Origin of the sequence: Nostocoides sp. F2B08 (assembly GCF_009184895.1) — a bacterium.
Lineage (GTDB): Bacteria > Actinomycetota > Actinomycetes > Actinomycetales > Dermatophilaceae > F2B08.
Genome location: NZ_WESE01000002.1, coordinates 655,955 through 671,910, shown reverse-complemented (window position 1 = coordinate 671,910; position 15,956 = coordinate 655,955). Strand labels below are relative to the sequence as shown.

The 15,956-nt window shown below is 71.5% G+C and carries 14 protein-coding genes; 12 read left to right on the top strand and 2 right to left on the bottom strand.

Annotated features, from left to right (window positions below):
- Window positions 1-134: 134 nt before the first annotated feature.
- Window positions 135-1,724: an LLM class flavin-dependent oxidoreductase gene (locus GA707_RS06825; protein ID WP_152177627.1), complete on the bottom strand. Its 1,590-nt coding sequence runs from the start codon at window positions 1,722-1,724 to the stop codon at window positions 135-137.
- 69 nt (window positions 1,725-1,793) lie between these two features.
- Between GA707_RS06825 and GA707_RS06820 the strand changes: the two genes are divergently transcribed.
- The 5 genes from GA707_RS06820 to GA707_RS06805 all read left to right on the top strand — a co-directional run bounded on the left by GA707_RS06820 (window position 1,794) and on the right by GA707_RS06805 (window position 5,443).
- On the top strand, window positions 1,794-2,558 hold the full coding sequence (locus GA707_RS06820) for a LamB/YcsF family protein (RefSeq protein WP_152177626.1): 765 nt from the start codon (window positions 1,794-1,796) through the stop codon (window positions 2,556-2,558).
- A gap of 20 nt (window positions 2,559-2,578) precedes the next feature.
- Window positions 2,579-3,262: a 5-oxoprolinase subunit PxpB gene (gene pxpB / locus GA707_RS06815; RefSeq protein ID WP_152177809.1), complete on the top strand. Its 684-nt coding sequence runs from the start codon at window positions 2,579-2,581 to the stop codon at window positions 3,260-3,262.
- Entirely contained in the window at window positions 3,259-4,137 is an 879-nt protein-coding gene (locus GA707_RS06810; protein WP_152177625.1) for a biotin-dependent carboxyltransferase family protein, read from the top strand. The genes pxpB and GA707_RS06810 overlap by 4 nt, the downstream gene beginning before the upstream one ends.
- 112 nt (window positions 4,138-4,249) lie before the next feature.
- The gene (locus tag GA707_RS20770) at window positions 4,250-4,402 is read left to right on the top strand and encodes a hypothetical protein (RefSeq protein WP_193315205.1); all 153 of its coding nucleotides are present in this window, start codon (window positions 4,250-4,252) and stop codon (window positions 4,400-4,402) included.
- Between the two features lie 192 nt (window positions 4,403-4,594).
- Entirely contained in the window at window positions 4,595-5,443 is an 849-nt protein-coding gene (locus GA707_RS06805) for a trypsin-like serine protease (RefSeq protein WP_226963572.1), read from the top strand.
- 109 nt (window positions 5,444-5,552) lie between these two features.
- Here the strand turns inward: GA707_RS06805 and GA707_RS06800 are convergent, their stop codons facing one another.
- Window positions 5,553-6,854: an aspartate aminotransferase family protein gene (locus GA707_RS06800; RefSeq protein ID WP_152177624.1), complete on the bottom strand. Its 1,302-nt coding sequence runs from the start codon at window positions 6,852-6,854 to the stop codon at window positions 5,553-5,555.
- Between the two features lie 193 nt (window positions 6,855-7,047).
- Between GA707_RS06800 and GA707_RS06795 the strand changes: the two genes are divergently transcribed.
- The 7 genes from GA707_RS06795 (at window position 7,048) to GA707_RS06765 (ending at window position 15,952) form a co-directional block, all read left to right on the top strand.
- A complete protein-coding gene (locus GA707_RS06795; RefSeq protein ID WP_152177623.1) occupies window positions 7,048-7,728 on the top strand; it encodes a DedA family protein in 681 nt (226 codons plus the stop codon).
- Between the two features lie 115 nt (window positions 7,729-7,843).
- On the top strand, window positions 7,844-11,134 hold the full coding sequence (locus tag GA707_RS06790; RefSeq protein ID WP_152177622.1) for an MFS transporter: 3,291 nt from the start codon (window positions 7,844-7,846) through the stop codon (window positions 11,132-11,134).
- Between the two features lie 448 nt (window positions 11,135-11,582).
- Window positions 11,583-12,428: an NAD-dependent epimerase/dehydratase family protein gene (locus GA707_RS06785; protein WP_370460012.1), complete on the top strand. Its 846-nt coding sequence runs from the start codon at window positions 11,583-11,585 to the stop codon at window positions 12,426-12,428.
- Window positions 12,429-12,496: 68 nt separating this feature from the next.
- Window positions 12,497-12,655: a hypothetical protein gene (locus GA707_RS20765; protein WP_193315204.1), complete on the top strand. Its 159-nt coding sequence runs from the start codon at window positions 12,497-12,499 to the stop codon at window positions 12,653-12,655.
- A gap of 497 nt (window positions 12,656-13,152) precedes the next feature.
- Window positions 13,153-13,527, top strand: a complete 375-nt coding sequence (locus tag GA707_RS06775) for a hypothetical protein (RefSeq protein ID WP_152177621.1) — start codon at window positions 13,153-13,155, stop codon at window positions 13,525-13,527.
- A gap of 26 nt (window positions 13,528-13,553) precedes the next feature.
- Entirely contained in the window at window positions 13,554-14,306 is a 753-nt protein-coding gene (locus tag GA707_RS06770) for an SGNH/GDSL hydrolase family protein (protein WP_152177620.1), read from the top strand.
- A gap of 104 nt (window positions 14,307-14,410) precedes the next feature.
- Window positions 14,411-15,952 carry an MFS transporter gene (locus tag GA707_RS06765; RefSeq protein WP_152177619.1) on the top strand — a complete coding sequence of 514 codons (1,542 nt, stop codon included), beginning with the start codon at window positions 14,411-14,413 and terminating at the stop codon, window positions 15,950-15,952.
- Window positions 15,953-15,956 lie beyond the last annotated feature (4 nt).

The window sequence follows — 15,956 nt, the reverse complement described above, 5'->3', positions numbered from 1 at the left end:
GTGCCTTCTCGGTCTCGAGGTCGATGGTCTCGACGAACTCGGGTGGAGCTCGATCGTTCGACCCTACCAACGCGCGATGGAGTCGCCGGATCACCGCCGCCTGCCGCGGATCACACCATCACCTCGAGAAGCCGTCACCCGTAGAAGCCGTGTCGGGCCAGCGGCCCGATCAGCTCACGCTCCTCGTACGCCAGGTGCGAGAGCAGCCCGTCGGTGAGCACGTCCAGCGCGCGCTGGACCCCGTCGAGCGCCTCCTGCCCCGGGGTGCCGGTTCCGTCGGTGCCGACGAGAGCCACAAGGGCGCGGTCGAGGCCGTCGACCAGGCCGTGGATCTCGTGGTGCTCGGTCTCGAGCTGGTCGATGACACCGGCCAGGTCCGGCTCGCTCGCGCGCAGGTGCGGGAAGATGCTGCGGTCCTCGAGGGTGTGGTGCCCGGTGACGATCCGGCAGTACGACTCGCAGTACGCCCCCAGCGTCCAGTTGTTCTGCCGCATCGTCATGGTGTTGAGGACCAATCGCGCCTGCCCGACGGTCGCGTGCCCGCTGCGCACCTGGGCGAGGATCTCGCGCAGCTGAGCGAGCTCGGACCGCAGACCGTTGTGGATGTCCACGAGGTGCTGCGGCGCGGCGTTGTCGGTCTCGCCATAGGTGCGGCCGGAGATCTGGGTATGCGCCGGTCGCCTGCCCTCGTCCCACGGCACCGCGTCCGTCAGGCGGGTGCCGTCGTCGGGTGTTGGCCGCACCGTCAGGCCCGCCTCGACCGTCGCCGTGACGCGCTCTTCCAATGAGACCGACGCGGCGGGATCTCCTGTCGCAGAGTGCGGTTCGTCACCGGAACCGGCCCGGCGCTCCCGCTCGGCGGCGACGTGCTCACGCACCCGGGGCGCGACCTCGACGGCGTAGCGTCGAACGATGTCGGGGTCATCGGTGCCGAGGATGAAAGTGCTCATGCCCTGCTGGAGAGTCAGACCGGCGAGCTGCTCGGCCCAGTTCTCCGGTGTTCCCTCGAGGAACCCGGAGCCGGTGCCGAACCGGCCGGAGACGTTGTACATCCGGCGGATGAGCACCGGCGCTCGGCCGGCCTTTTCGGCTGCCTCGTCCAGCGCCGAGTTGAGCGCGGGCAGGGAGGCGGGTTCCGCATACCCCATGGACGGGATCCAGGCGTCGGCGAGGCGTGCGGTCAGCCGGATCATCCGCGGCTTGTAGGCGCCCACCCAGATCGGGATGTCGTGCACCGGGCGCGGCCCGGCCTGCAGACCTTCGACCTGGTAGTGCGTCCCACGCACCCGGACCCCGCCGCCGCCCCAGAAGTCGCGGCAGATCGCGATGGCCTCCTCGAGCGCCTCGACCGACTCGCCGGGGCTCCGGCGCGGTCCGCCGGCGGCGACGATGCCGTCCCAGAGCGCGCCGGTGCCGAGACCGAGCTCGACCCGGCCGCCGGTGAGGACGTCCAGGGACGCCGCCGACTTGGCGAGGACGGCGGGGGGTCGCAGCGGCAGGCACGCGACGTTCGGGGCGAGACGGACATTGGTCGTCACTGCGCCGAGGTAGGACAACAGCGTCCACGTGTCGAGGTGGCGCCGCTGGTACGGGTGGTCCTGGATCGAGACGAGGTCGAGGCCCTCGACGTCGGCGGTCCGGGTGAGCTCCACGACCCGGTCGGCCGCGGCGGCGTCCGGGCTGGGGAAGATGCCGAACTGCAGGTCGTGGCCGTAGTCGGTCATGGCCCCATCCTGCCGTGATGTCCGGCCGACCTGGCTCCGGTGCGCCCGGCGGGGGATGATCGAGGGATCATGCGCATCGACCTGAACTCCGACCTGGGCGAGTCCTATGGCCAGTGGCGCCTGGGTGACGACGAGGCCATGCTCGACATCGTCACCTCGGCCAACGTCGCGTGCGGTTTCCACGCGGGGGATGCGCTCACCCTGCAGGAGACGTGCCGGATCGCCGCCGAGCGCGGCGTCGTCGTCGGGGCACAGGTCGGCTACAACCACCTCGCCGGCTTCGGCCGCTGGCACATCGACATGCCGTCTCCCGAACTGACCGCCGACGTGATCTACCAGATCGGCGCCCTCGACGGACTGTGTCGCGTCGCCGGCACCAGGGTGTCCTACGTCAAGCCGCACGGTGCGCTCTACAACACCGCCGCGGTCGACCGGCGCCAGGCCGAGGCGGTCGTGGAGGCGGTGCTGGCCTATGACGCCGGCCTGCCGCTCATGGGCCTGTCGGGCTCGGTGCTCCTGGACGCGGCGCGCGAGGCCGGGCTGCGGACGGTGGCCGAGGCCTTCGCCGACCGGGCCTACACCCCGGAGGGCCGACTCGTCTCGCGGCGGGAGCCGGGGGCGGTCCTGCACGAGCCCGACCTCGTCGCCGAGCGGATGGTGCGGCTCGTCACCGAGGGCAGGGTCGAGGCGGTCGACGGCACCGACGTCGAGGTCCGCGCCGACTCGGTCTGCGTCCACGGCGACTCGCCGGGTGCGGTGGCGATGGCCCGCGCCGTGCGCGAGTCGCTGGAGCGGGCCGGCGCCGTCATCGCGCCCTTCGCCGGGGACGTGTGATGCTCGCCCCGGCCGGCGGGATGGACCGCGGCTACGCCCCGAGCGGTCGCCGCAGCGATGCAGTCCCGGTGCGCCTGCTCGAGATGGGCGACGCGGCGATCCTCGTCGAGACCGGTGGCATCGACGACGTCCTCGTCCTGGCACCCGCACTCGACGACCTCGCCCGCTCCGGCGACCCCGAGCTCGCCGAGGTCACGGACATCGTCCCGGCGGCGCGCACCGTCCTACTCGTCGCGGGCCCGACGGCCGACCTGGCCCGCATCGCCGCCCGGGTCCGCCGGCTGGCGGCGGATATCGACCGCGGCGCGAGTCGCTCCGAGGAGCGGGTCGTGGAGATCCCGGTCCGCTACGACGGCCCCGACCTCGACGAGGTCGCGAGCCTGACCATGCTGAGCCCGCAGGAGGTGGTCGTCGCGCATACCGGAACGCTGTGGCGGGTCGGGTTCGGCGGGTTCGCACCGGGATTCGCCTACCTCGTCGGCGGCGACAGCCGCCTCGCCGTGCCGCGCCGGTCCTCGCCTCGGACGGCCGTCCCGGTCGGCGCGGTCGGTCTGGCGGGCGAGTTCAGCGGGATCTACCCGCGGTCCTCGCCGGGCGGCTGGCAGCTCATCGGCACGACCGACGTCGTGCTGTGGGACGCCGACCGCGACCCGCCGGCACTGCTGCAGCCGGGGAGCACGGTGCGTTTCGTGGAAGTGCCATGAGCGGCGAGCGCGCCCTCGAGGTGATCCAGCCGGGGGTGCTGGCGTTGCTCCAGGACGACGGGCGGGTCGGGCACATGTCCGTCGGCGTCGGCCGTGCGGGCGCGGTCGACCATGGAGCGTACGAGCTGGCCAACCGCCTCGTCGGCAACCTGCCCGGCCAGGCTGCGCTCGAGGTGACCTTGGGCGGCCTGCGGGTGCGCGCGCATACCGACCTGTATGCGGCGCTCACCGGCGCCCCGACCGCCGCCCGCGTCGACGGTCGCCCGGTCGCGCACTGCGCCCTGCTGCGGCTGCGGGCCGGCGCCGAGCTGGTGCTCGGTCTGCCCGAGGCGGGGCTGCGCACCTATCTCGCCGTCCGCGGCGGCTTCGACGTCGACCCGGTCCTCGGGTCGAGATCGACCGACACGATGTCGGGCCTCGGGCCGCCGTGCCTCGCCGAGGGGATGGTGCTGCCGGTCGGGGACGCGTGCGGGCCGCTGCCGCGGATCAACCATGCGCCGGTCTCCACGCCCGAACGCGACGTCGTCACCGTGCGCGTGACCCCGGGACCGCGACGCGACTGGTTCGCCGACCCGCACCAGCTGGGCTCGGTGGAGTGGGCGGTCTCGCCGAAGAGCGACCGCAAGGGGGTGCGTCTCATTGGAGGCTCGGTGGAGCGGCATCCCGATGTCGTCGACGTGGAGCTGCCGAGCGAGGGCATGGTGCGCGGCGCGATCCAGGTGCCCCCGAACGGAGAACCGGTGATCTTCCTCAACGACCACCCGGTGACCGGCGGCTACCCGGTCATCGGCGTCGTCCGCACTCCCGACATCGACCGGGTCGCTCAGCTCGCGCCTGGTCAGCGGGTGCGGCTGCGGTGGGAGGGCCGGCGTTAGGCGGCCTCGCCGCGACGGACGGTTCAGCGGTGGCTAACCAGGTGGATAGCCACCGCTACACCGTCCGTCGCGATGGTTGCGGCTGCGGGATTGGGGGTTCACACTGCGAAGCATGTGGTGGTATGTGGTCATCATCGCGGCGGTCGTCATCGTGCTGACGCTGGTGATCGCCCGGAGAGGCCGCATCGAAGGTGAGGTCCACCCGGACACGCCGGAGTACCGGGCCCTGCGGAGCCGCGGCGACTCGGGGCTCGGCGGAGTCTGACTCCCGATCCTCGACGCTGCCCCACGTCTTCGCGTCATGCACCGGAAGGGGGGTCGCGAGGTCGGCGAAGGCGTGGCGGCCTGACATCTTCGCAGGTCAGCGCGGGTCTGTTCGATCTGCGGAACTTCTGCGAGGTCGGCGGGTCTGTGCCTATAGTTGGCCGGTCCTGCCCATTCGTCGAAGGAGACGACCTTGCGCATCGCCAAGCCACTCACCGTCCTCGCCGCCGCCGCGACCCTCACCGTGGCCGTGGCGGCGCCCGCCAATGCCATCCGATACGGCGAGCCGGACAACAACGAGCACCCTTTCGTCGGCATCATGGTCGCGGGCAACCTCAACGACACGACGGGTGCGTTCGAGCCGCTCTGGCGCTGCTCGGGCACCCTCGTCGACCCGACGCACTTCCTCACGGCCGGGCACTGCACCTTCGGCGCGGAGGCCGTCGAGGTGTGGTTCGACGAGGACATCAACGATCTCCGAGGCGGGGACTACCCGGGTGGTGGCGAGACGTCGATCTCCGGCACCCCGTACACCCACCCCGACTACGACGACGCGGCGTTCTACCTCAACGACCTCGGCATGGTCGTCCTCGACGAGGCGGTCACCCTGGACGAGTACGGGGAGCTCCCCGAGCTCGGCTACTTCGACGACTTCTTCGTCAAGCGCGGCAAGAACAAGCAGCTGTTCACTGCGGTCGGCTACGGCCTGCAGCGGAGCATGCCGGAGCAGACCGGCCTGACCGAGTCCTCCCTCGAACGTCGCCAGGCGACGCTGAAGATCATCAACCAGGATGCGGCGTTCGGCGAGAAGAAGGCGGGCAACTCCGTCCTGTTCACCAACAATGCGGCGACCGGCGGCACCTGCAGCGGCGACTCCGGCGGGCCGATCTTCGTCGAGGGGTCGACCACCATCGCGGCCGTGACCTCCTACGGCCTGAACTCCATCTGCGCCGGAACCGGCGGCGGCTACCGGGTCGACACCGCGGACGACCTCGACTGGCTCGCGGAGGACTTCGGCCTGCTCCCCGGCGCCAACTGGTGACCGCGAGGGCCTGAGCGCCCCACATGACGGACGGCGCAGCGGTGGCCACCACCCCAGGTAGCCACCGCTGAACCGTCCGTCGCGGCGTCAGAGCCACCAGCGCCGAGCGTCAGGCGCCGGTCACCTCGGCCAGTGCGGAGTCGAGGATGTCGAGGCCGGCGTGCAGCTCGTCCTCGGTCACCGTCAGCGGCGGTGCGATGCGGAAGATGCCGCCCATGCCTGGGAGCTGGACGATGTTGAGGTGCAGCCCGCGCTCGAGGCACGCAGACGTCACGGCCTGTCCGAGCCGGTCCGCCGGCGCCCGGCTCGCCTTGTCCTGCACGAGCTCGATGCCCTGCAGCAGCCCGCGCCCCCGGACGTCGCCGACGTTCTCGTGCCGGTCCTTCAGTTCCGCGAGCCGCTCGGACAGCGCCTTGCCGACCAGTCGCGCCCGATCCACGAGCCCGTCGCGCTCCACCACCTCGAGCACCGTCAGCGCGACGGACGCCGCGAGCGGGTCGGACACGTGCGTCGTGAAGAACAGGAAGCCGCGCTCGTGGCACACGGTCTCGATCTCCGCGGACGTCACGGTCGCCGCGACCGGCAGCCCGGCGCCGAGCGTCTTCGACAGGGTGAGGATGTCCGGCACCACGCCGTCGCGCTCGAACGCGTACATGTGCCCGGTCCGCCCCACCCCCGTCTGCGCCTCGTCGAGAATGAGCAGCATCCCGCGCGCCCGGCACTCCTGCTGCAGCCGCGCCAGGTAGCCCTCGGGCAGCTCGATGATCCCGCCGGAGGACAGGATGGGCTCGACGATGCACGCGGCGAGCGACCCGGTCGACTGCCGGTCGAGCGTCGCGAAGCCGTACTCGAGTTCCGCCTCCCAGTCATAGCCACCGTCGGCCCGACGGAAGGGCGAGCGGTATGCGTTGGGCGTCGGCAGCGTCAGGTTGCCGGGCATCGCGGGGCCGTAGCCGCGGCGGCCGGCGGAGAACGTCGCCGCCGCCGCGCCGGACGTCATACCGTGCCATGACTGGTCGAACGCGACGATCTCGTGCCGCCCGGTGTAGAGCTTGGCGAGCTTGACCGCCGCCTCGTTCGACTCGGCACCCGTGGTGAGCAGCATCATCCGCTCGAGCGGGTCGGGCAGCGTGCCGGTGAGGCGCACCGCGAGGTCCACCACCGGTCCGCTGAGCATCCCCGAGTAGAGGTGGTCGAGGTTCGTCACCGACTCCGTCACGGTCCGCACGATGTCGGGGTGCCCGTGCCCGAGGACGGCGCTCATCTGCCCGGACGTGAAGTCGAGGATCGCCCGCCCCTCGCTGTCGTAGACATAGCTGCCCGCGGCCCGCTCGATGCGCCGCGGCGTGAACCCGCCGCCGTAGCGGATCAGGTGGTCCTGCGCCGCCTGCCAGAAGCCGCTCTCGTCCATCGGTGCTCCCTCCGTGCCGCGTCAGTCGGATTCGGTATGCGGTGGTCGCGCACAACCTACTCCGCCCACTCCGCGACGGACGGTTCGGCGTCGGCTATTCGACGTCTGTAGCCACCGCCAAACCGTCCGTCGCGGAGGAGGGGAGGGAGTCGGGACGAGCGAGGTCAGGGTGAGCACCGCATACCCTCGAGGGATGCTGTTCCCCCTGGCCGCCGAGCCCGAGCTGAGCGGCGTCGCCGGCTGGGCGGTCGACCTCATGGAGACGCTCGGCGCGCCTGGTGCGGGCGTGGCGATCGCGCTGGAGAACCTATTCCCGCCGCTGCCGAGCGAGGTGGTCCTGCCACTGGCTGGGTTCGCCGCTGCGCAGGGGACCTTCACGCTCGCCTCGGCGCTGTTCTGGACCACCGCCGGGTCGGTCGTCGGCGCGGTGGCGCTGTACTGGGTCGGTCGTGTCCTCGGCCGGGACAGGATGCGCGCACTGATCAAGGCGATGCCCCTCGTGGACGTGGCCGACGCGGACCGCACCGAGGCGTGGTTCGAACGGCATGGCAAGAAGGCGGTGTTCTTCGGCCGGATGGTGCCGCTGTTCCGCAGTCTGATCTCGGTGCCGGCCGGGGTGACCCGGATGCGCCTGCCGCTGTTCCTCCTGCTGACCGTGACCGGCAGCCTGATCTGGAACACCATCTTCATCCTCGCCGGATACGCCCTCGGCGAGAACTGGCGCCGCATCGAGCCCTACGCGCAGGGGTTCGAGTACGTCGTCATCGCGGCCGTGGTCGGTGCGCTCCTGGTCTTCGTCGGCAAGCGGGTCCGCCGGATCCGCGAGTACCGGCGCCGGGTCGCATCCGGGGAGGACACCCGCGGCGGAATGTGACGGCCGATGCCTCCACCCACGCAGGAAACCGTCGGTTATCGCCATTCCCCACGCCGCTATCCGCACATCGCAGGCCAGTGACCATTAGGTTTGGCGGGCAGCCATCGGAGGTGTGATGTCATCAACCAGCTCGGCGCGGGTCCCTGCCTCCCGCGTGCTCCTCGTCGCCAGCTTCGGCGCTTTCCTCGCCTTCCTCGACGCGACGATCGTCAACGTCGCCTTCCCCTCGATCCGCGAGTCGTTCGCCGAGGCCGACATCGGGGCGCTGTCGTGGGTGCTCAACGCCTACAACATCGTCTTCGCGGCGTTCCTCATCCTCTTCGGCCGGCTGACCGACCTGCTGGGACGACGTCGCTCGTTCGTGACCGGCGTCGCGGTCTTCACGATCGCGTCCGTGCTGTGCGGCCTGGCGCCCTCGGTCGAGTTCCTCATCGGCGCCCGTGTGCTGCAGGCCCTCGGAGCGGCCATGCTCGTGCCCGCCTCGTTGGCCCTTGTGATCGCCGCCTTCCCGAGTGATCGGCGCGCGCACGCCGTCGGCATCTGGGGGGCCTCGGCCGCCATCGCCGCCGGGCTCGGCCCGCCCATCGGCGGCGTCCTGGTCCAGCTGTGGGACTGGCGCGCCGCCTTCCTCGTCAACCTCCCCTTCGGTCTCGTCGCGGTCTGGGCCGCGCGGCACGAGCTCGTCGAGAGCCGCGCCCCCGGGCGGCGGATGGTGCCCGACCTGGTCGGGGCGGCGCTGCTGGTGCTGGCCCTGGGCGCACTCAACCTCGGGATCATCCGCAGCGAGGACTGGGGCTGGACCGGACCGGAGACGATCGCCTGCTTCGCCGCGGCGATCGTCCTCACCGGGCTGTTCGTCATCAGCTCGCGTCGACACCGGGCGCCCATGCTTGACCCGCTGCTGCTGCGCCTGCACTCGTTCAACGTGGGCTCGGTCGCGACCATCGTGGCGGGCCTCGGCTTCTACGCCTACCTGCTCACCAATGTGCTGTGGCTGCAGTACGTCTGGGGCTACAGCGTCATCGTCACCGGCCTCGCGCTCGTGCCGGGGCCTCTCGTCGCGGCCGTCGTCGCCTCCCGTCTCGGGCCGCTCGCCGAGCGTTACGGGTATCGCCCGTTCGTGGTCCCGGGAGCGCTGATCTGGGCGGCCGCGTTCCTCTGGTACCACCAGATGGTCGGACCCGAGCCCGCCTTCTGGGCCGAGTGGCTGCCCGGTCAGATCCTCAGCGGCCTCGGCGTCGGTGCGACGCTCCCGCTGCTCGGTAGTGCATCGCTCGCGGCTGTCCCAGGAGGCCGCTACGCCACCGCCTCGGCGGTCGTGTCAGCCGCGCGCCAGGTCGGCGGCGTTCTCGGCATCGCGGTCATCGTCGTCCTCATCGGCGAGCTCGCACCCGCGACCGTCATCGACAGTCTCCGCGACGGGTGGCTCCTGTCGGTGGCCGCCTTCCTGCTCGTCGCCCTCCTCGCGCTCCCGCTCGGACGGATCGAGGCGATCGACGAGGACGACACCACCGAGGAGCGGCCGGCCGTCATCCATCGCCCCGCCGCGCCGGCAGACTGGGCGGTGCCGGCCGCGGCCGGATCGGAGGCCGACCATGCCGCCACCGACCTGTCCGCGCTGCCGATGTTCGCGGCGCTCCCTGACCGGGCGCGGACCCGGCTCGAACAAGCGGCGAGGCTGACGCATGTCCCGGCCGGCGCATACCTGATGCAGGAGGGCGATCCGCCCGGGTCGGCCTACATCGTGCGGACCGGACGGCTCGAGGTGACGCTCGGAGACACCGTCGTGCGCGAGCTCGGCGCCGGCCAGGTGCTCGGCGAGCTCGCGCTGCTGAGCGGTGAGCCGCGGTCGGCGACCGTGCGGGCGCGGCGGGACACGACGCTGACGGAGATTCCGCGGGAGGCATTCGACGAGGTGCTCGAGAGCGACCCGGCGGCTGCGCGGTACGTGCTGACCCAGGTCGCCGACCGGCTGCGCACCGCCGGTGGGCCTCCGGGACCGCCGCCGCCGGAGCGGGTGTCGGTCATCGCCGTCGTCGGCCTCGGGCCCTCGGTGTCGACCGACGAGGTGCAGTCCGTCGGCGACGCTCTCGAGAGACGCCTGGACCATCACGTTCGGCTCCTCGCCGTCCGCCGCCCAGGTGCGCTGTCGGCCGACGGACTCGCGCGCGCCGAACTGGACTACGACCGCGTGCTGCTCGTTGCCGGTGCCGGGCACCGGGGCGCGGATGCCGATGGGCCCGACGACGTCGCCTGGCGGGAGTTCTGCGTGCGCGAGGCCGACTCCGTCGTGCTCGTCGCCCGCAGTGACGACGCGGTCCCCACCGGGCCACCGGCGCCCGTCCCGTCGCGTCGACCCGAGCTCGTCCTGCTCGGCGCGGCCCCTGAGCCCGACGTGCGGGCTGGTTGGGTGGCCGCGACCGACGCCTGGCAGCTGACGGTCGTCGACGGAGACCCTGCCGGCTCGACGGGGCTGCGCGCCCTCGCCGACCGGCTCGCCGGCCGGTCCCTCGGGCTCGTGCTGGCCGGTGGCGGCGCCCGCGCCTTCACCCACGTGGGGATCCTCCGCGAGCTCGAGGACTCCGGGATCCACGTCGACCGGGTCGCGGGCGCGAGTGTCGGCGGGATCATCGCGGCGGCCCACGCGCTGGGCGTCGACGGGGAGACCCTGGAGGAGATCTGCTACGCGGAGTTCGTGCGGCGGCGGCCGTTCAGCGACTACCGGCTGCCGAGCCAGTCGATCGCCCGGGGCCATCGCGTCAAGGCGGCGATGGAGCGGACCTACGGTCGGGACAACGTCATCGAGGGGCTGCCCCGCCAGTTGTCCGTCGTCAGCGTCGACCTCGTCAGCCGGACCCGTCAGGTGCATCGCCGCGGTCGCGTCGTCGACGCGGCCCTGGCCAGCTCGCGGCTACCCGTGTTGTTCGCGCCCCTACCCACGGACGACGGCCGACTCCTGCTCGACGGCGGAGTGCTGGACAACATGCCGACCGACCTGCTCGTCGAGCGGGACGAGGGCCCCGTGGTCGCCGTGAGCATCGGCTCCGGCGGCGAAGGCAAGCCGCGCAGCGGACGCCCCAAGGTGCCGGCCCTGGGCGACACGCTGATGCGCACGATGATGATCGGCAGCGCCGGCGCGGTGGAGTCCGCGCGCTCGCGCGGTGCGTGGGTCGTCGTTCCGTCGTCCATGGGTGTGGGGCTGCTCGAGTTCCACCAGTTCGACCGGATGGTGCAGTCCGGGCGAGCGGCGGTCCGGCAGTTGCTGGCCGAGGCGAACGGCGACCTGTTCGCCGCGCCGCCTCCGGTCGATGGCGATAGGGAGACGAGGCGCATCAACGGGACCGCCGAAGACGCCGCTGGCGGTGTGCCGGATCAGCGACATGACGTCGACGCGACACACCGCTGACAGGGGCCGATCTCACGAGCATGCCAACCGCGCGACATAGCCCCGCTTCGGCATGCCGCTGTGAGGTGGGCGGTCTCACGAGCATGCCAACCGCGCGACATAGCCCCGCTCCGGCATGCCGCTGACAGAGGCCGATCTCACGAGCCTGCCAACCGCGCGACATAGCCCCGCTCCGGCATGCCGCTGACAGAGGCCGATCTCACGAGCCTGCCAACCGCGCGACATAGCGCCCCTTCGGCATGCCGCTGACAGAGGCCGATCTCACGAGCATGCCAACCGCGCGACATAGCGCCCCTTCGGCATGCCGCTGACAGAGGCCGATCTCACGAGCATGCCAACCGCGCAACCGCACGCGCGGGCGCTCGAACGCGCCGATAACGTGGCCACGAGAGCCGTCCAAACAGATTGATCACCACGAACACAGCCAGCACCGACCGAAGGAGCCGTCATGAGCATGAGCCGCATCGTCGTCACCGGGGGCAGCGGCAAGGCGGGGAGGGCGGTTGTCGCCGATCTCACCGATCATGGCCACGACGTCCTGTCCGTCGACCTCAACGCTTCTCTCGATCCCGATGCACCCACCCTCGCGGTCGACCTTACCGACCTCGGCGAGACGCTCGAGACCCTCGCCGACGCCGACGCCGTGGTGCACCTGGCCGCTGTGCCGGCGCCCGGTATCCGCCCGGACGGGGCGACCTTCGAGAACAACATGATGTCGACCTACAACGTCTTCACCGCGGCAACCCGTCTCGGGCTCCGACGCGTGGTGTGGGCCTCGTCGGAGACCCTCATCGGGCTTCCGTTCGAGCGCGAGCAGCCCCGCTACGCCCCGATCGACGAGGACCACACGCTGCTGCCGGAGTCGCACTACGCGCTCTCGAAGCTTGCGGGCGAGGCGATCGCCGAGCAGTTCGCCCGGTGGTCCGGCATCCCGTTCGTGGCGCTGCGGATCTCCAACATCATGGAGGAGCACGACTACGCCCGCTTCCCCGGATTCTGGGACGACCCGACCGTGCGCGCCTGGAACCTGTGGGGCTACGTCGACGCTCGGGACGTCGCCCAGGCCGTGCGACGCTCACTGACCGCGGACGTCTCAGGTGCCCGCGCATACCTCGTCGCGGCGGCGGACACGTGCATGACCAGGCCGAGTGCAGACCTGCTGGCAGAGGTGTACCCGGACGTGCCCGTGCGGGGAGGCGTCGAGGGGCACACGACGCTGCTGTCCATCGAGCGCGCCCGCGCCGAGCTCGGCTACGAGCCGGAGCACTCCTGGCGCGACTACGTCGACGGCTGAGCGGCTGCGACGGAGGATAACCGCAGGTCAAGGGCACAATCGCCGGGTAGGCGTGACAGGCTGGGTGGATGAAGACGCTCATCATCGCCCTGCTCGTCCTCTGGCTCGTCTTCGCACTGCTCGGTGCGGTCCTGGAGGGGCTGTTCTGGCTGCTCGTCATCGGCGTGGTGGCGTTCCTCGCGACGGCGGCCTGGGGGTGGTTCTCGATGCGTGGCACGAGCCGCTAGCCCGGTCCCGAGCATCCGGGCTCTCACCTCAGGAGATGAAGGCCGACCGCGCCCCAAGCCTCGAATCTGGGCGGTCGGGTCGGGGGCGGTGTCCTCGTGGAAGGACGGCAAGTAGGAGATCCCGACGAGCAGACCTTCAGGGCTCATCAATCGGGCCGTCGTCTGACCCCACGGCTCCTCGTGGGCCTCGACGAGGATCTCCTGGCCCCTGCCCCGCAGCTCTACCACCGCCTCGGCCACCTTCTCCGGAGACGCGACCTCGAGCTCGAGCCAGGCCTGCGGGACCGGTCGGTCCGACGGCCACTCAGCGTGGCGTCGGGGTCGCGCCCGATCGGGCCGAAGCCGGCGACGAAGGCGATGTCCATCTCCTCAGGCTAGCGACGGTCGGCGAGGCCGTCGCGGTGTGACCGATGAGTCACACCTGCACCGAGACGCCCGAGAACACCGCGTGCCACGATCGTGGTCGGAAACGTCACGAGAGGTCGAGAGGTGAGCCCGTGAAGCGGGTCCTGTGGTGGGTGTATGCGGTGGTCGTTTTCGTCCACGGCCTCATCCATGTCATGGGCGTGGTCGAGGGGTTCGGGGTGGCCGACGTCGATCAGCTCACCGAGCCGGTGAGCGGCGGTGAGGCGGTGCTCTGGTTGGTCGCGGGCCTCCTGGTGATCGCGGCCGCCGTCATGACGGTGCTTCGGAGCCGCGGCTGGTGGCTCGTGACCGGGGTCGCAGCCGTCGTGTCCCAGGTCGCGATCCTCACGAGCTGGACCGACGCTCGCGCCGGCACCGCCGTGAACGTCCTCATGCTCGCCGCCGCGGCGTACGGCTTCGCGACGCGCTCCCACGACCCGGCATCGACGCAGGGGGCACGGCCCTGAGCGCGCAGGTGGGGCGGGGCGAGCAGGTGCGCACCGCATACGGTCGCATCCGTGGAGCGGCCCCGGGCCGGCTCTGGTGGCTGGGGCTGCCGGTCGTGCCGGTCCAGGGCTACCGGCTGGCCCGCTCGATCCCGCGCTTCCCCGACGCCGACGGCGTCACCGGGCAGGTCGGCGAGGGCGAGCGCCGGATGAAGGTGGTCACCCTGGGCGACAGCGTGACCGCCGGGTATGCGGTGGGCCACCATCGCTCGTCGGTGGCCGGGCAGCTCGCGGTCCGGTTGGCGGAACGATATGACGCGACCGTCATGTGGGAGGCGTGCGCGCGGACGGGCGCGACGGCCGGCCTGGCGCTCGAGTTGGTCTCGCAGGAGGCGCTCGCCGAGGCGGACCTCGTCTTCGTGTCCATCGGCGTCAACGACCTGAAGAACCTGCACAGCACCACCCGTTTCCGCCGCGAGGTCAGCACGCTGTTCGACGCCATCCTCGAGGCGGCTCCCCGTGCGCGGGTCTGCCTGCTCGGCATCCCGCCGCTCGACCACTTCCCGGCCTTCCCAAGGCCGCTCGCCGACGCGCTGGGCTGGCGTGGCCGGGTCTTCGACGCGATCGGCGCCGAGGCGGTGCGCGCGCGGGAGCGGATGTTCCGGATCGAGACGACCGAGCCGCTCAGGGCGGAGATGTTCGCCGAGGACGGCTTCCACCCGAGCCCGGTTCTCCACGCCGCCTTCGCGGACGCGGTCATGGCCGGGTTCGAGACCGCTGAGTCGGCGACGGAGGGCTGACTGCCGGGACCGGGTCCGGTCACCCCTCGGGGGTGAGGCGACGCCGCTGCGGCGCGCATACGGTCGAGTCGGCTGGTCGATCCGTCGATGAAGGGAAGCCGCCCATGTCGAACTCAGTCTCCGGTTCAGCGGGCTCGCCCTCGTCCGCAGGAGTCTCCGGTGCCAGCGCCGCGGCGGGTGGGGTCCTGGCCGCCACCTGCCTGTCGACGTTCGTCGTCAACGCCAACACCTCCGCGGTGAGCATCCTCCTACCGGCGATCAGCGCCGACACAGGCACCAGCGTCACGACCCTGCAGTGGGCCGTGACCGGCTACTCGCTCGTCGGGGCCGCGGTCATCGTCACCTCGGGCTCCCTCGGTGACGTCTTCGGCCGCAAGAAGATCTTCCAACTCGGACTGCTCCTCTTCGTCGTGTCGTGCATCCTCATCGGCTTGTCGTCCTCCGGTGGCGCGGTCATCCTCGGCCGGTTCATCCAGGGCGCCGCGGGGGCGACGATCCTCGCGTGCGGCCTGAGCCTGCTGTCGGTCGCCAACAGCGGACAGGCGCAGCTGCGTGCCGTCTCCCTGTGGGGTGCCGCCGCGGCCGTGGGAGCGGCGGCCGGACCGCTGCTCGGCGGAGTGCTCGTCGAGGTCACCGGCTGGCAGGGCCTGTTCTGGGTCGGCGCAGCCATCGCCCTGATCTGCATGGTCCTCACCTGGCGCACCGTCGCGGAGTCCAACGACCCGACGCGGTCACGCTCGATCGACTTCGCCGGGTCGGCCCTGATCGCCCTCACCCTCGGCCCGGTCATCCTCGCCCTGAGCAAGGGCAGCGACTGGGGCTGGGCGTCCCTGGCGACCCTCGCCTCCATCGCGGTCGGCATCGCCGCCGGGTTCGCCTTCGTCATGGTGGAGAAGCGGGTCGCGGTGCCGATGCTCGACCTCGGACTGCTCCGCAACCGGGTCCTCGTCGGCTCGACGATCGCCATCCTCATCGGAGCGGGCACGATCAACGCCCTCATGTACCTCGTCAGCCTGTACTTCCAGGATCCGTCGACCCTCGGCTTCTCGCCACTGCAGGCCGGTTTGGCGACGTTGCCCGCGACGGCGGGACTGGTCGCCGTCGCTCCACTCGTGCCACGCCTGGCCAAGAAGTTCGGTGGGCGGCAGGTCATCGGCATCGGGTTCCTCATCACAGCCATCGGCTTCGCCCTGGTCGGCCTCGTCGAGGCTGAGTGGAAGTACACCGCCTTCGTCCTGCCCCTCATCGCGGTCGCCGTCGGAATGGGCCTGAGCAACGGGCCGTCCTCCTCGGCGTCGACGGCGTGCGTGCCGGAGGAGCAGGTCGGTTCGGCATCGGGTGTCTCCAACATGGCGCGGTATGTCGGCGCCGCCGTGGCAACCGCCCTGGCCGCGACGATCTACGGCTCCGTCATCGCCGGCCGGACCGCGGAGGGGGCCTCGACGGCCGACGCCCTCGCCGCGGGACTCGGCACGGCGGCGTGGGTGATGGCCGCCATCAGCGCAGCCGGAGTCGTCATGGCCGTCGTCATGGGTCGGCACAAGGCCGCCGAGGGCACGTTGGAGGACTCGGCCGCAGCTGCCGCAGCCCACACTCACACCCTGCCGACCTCGGCCACCGCGGCGACGTCGAGCGCCTCTGCCTGACCGC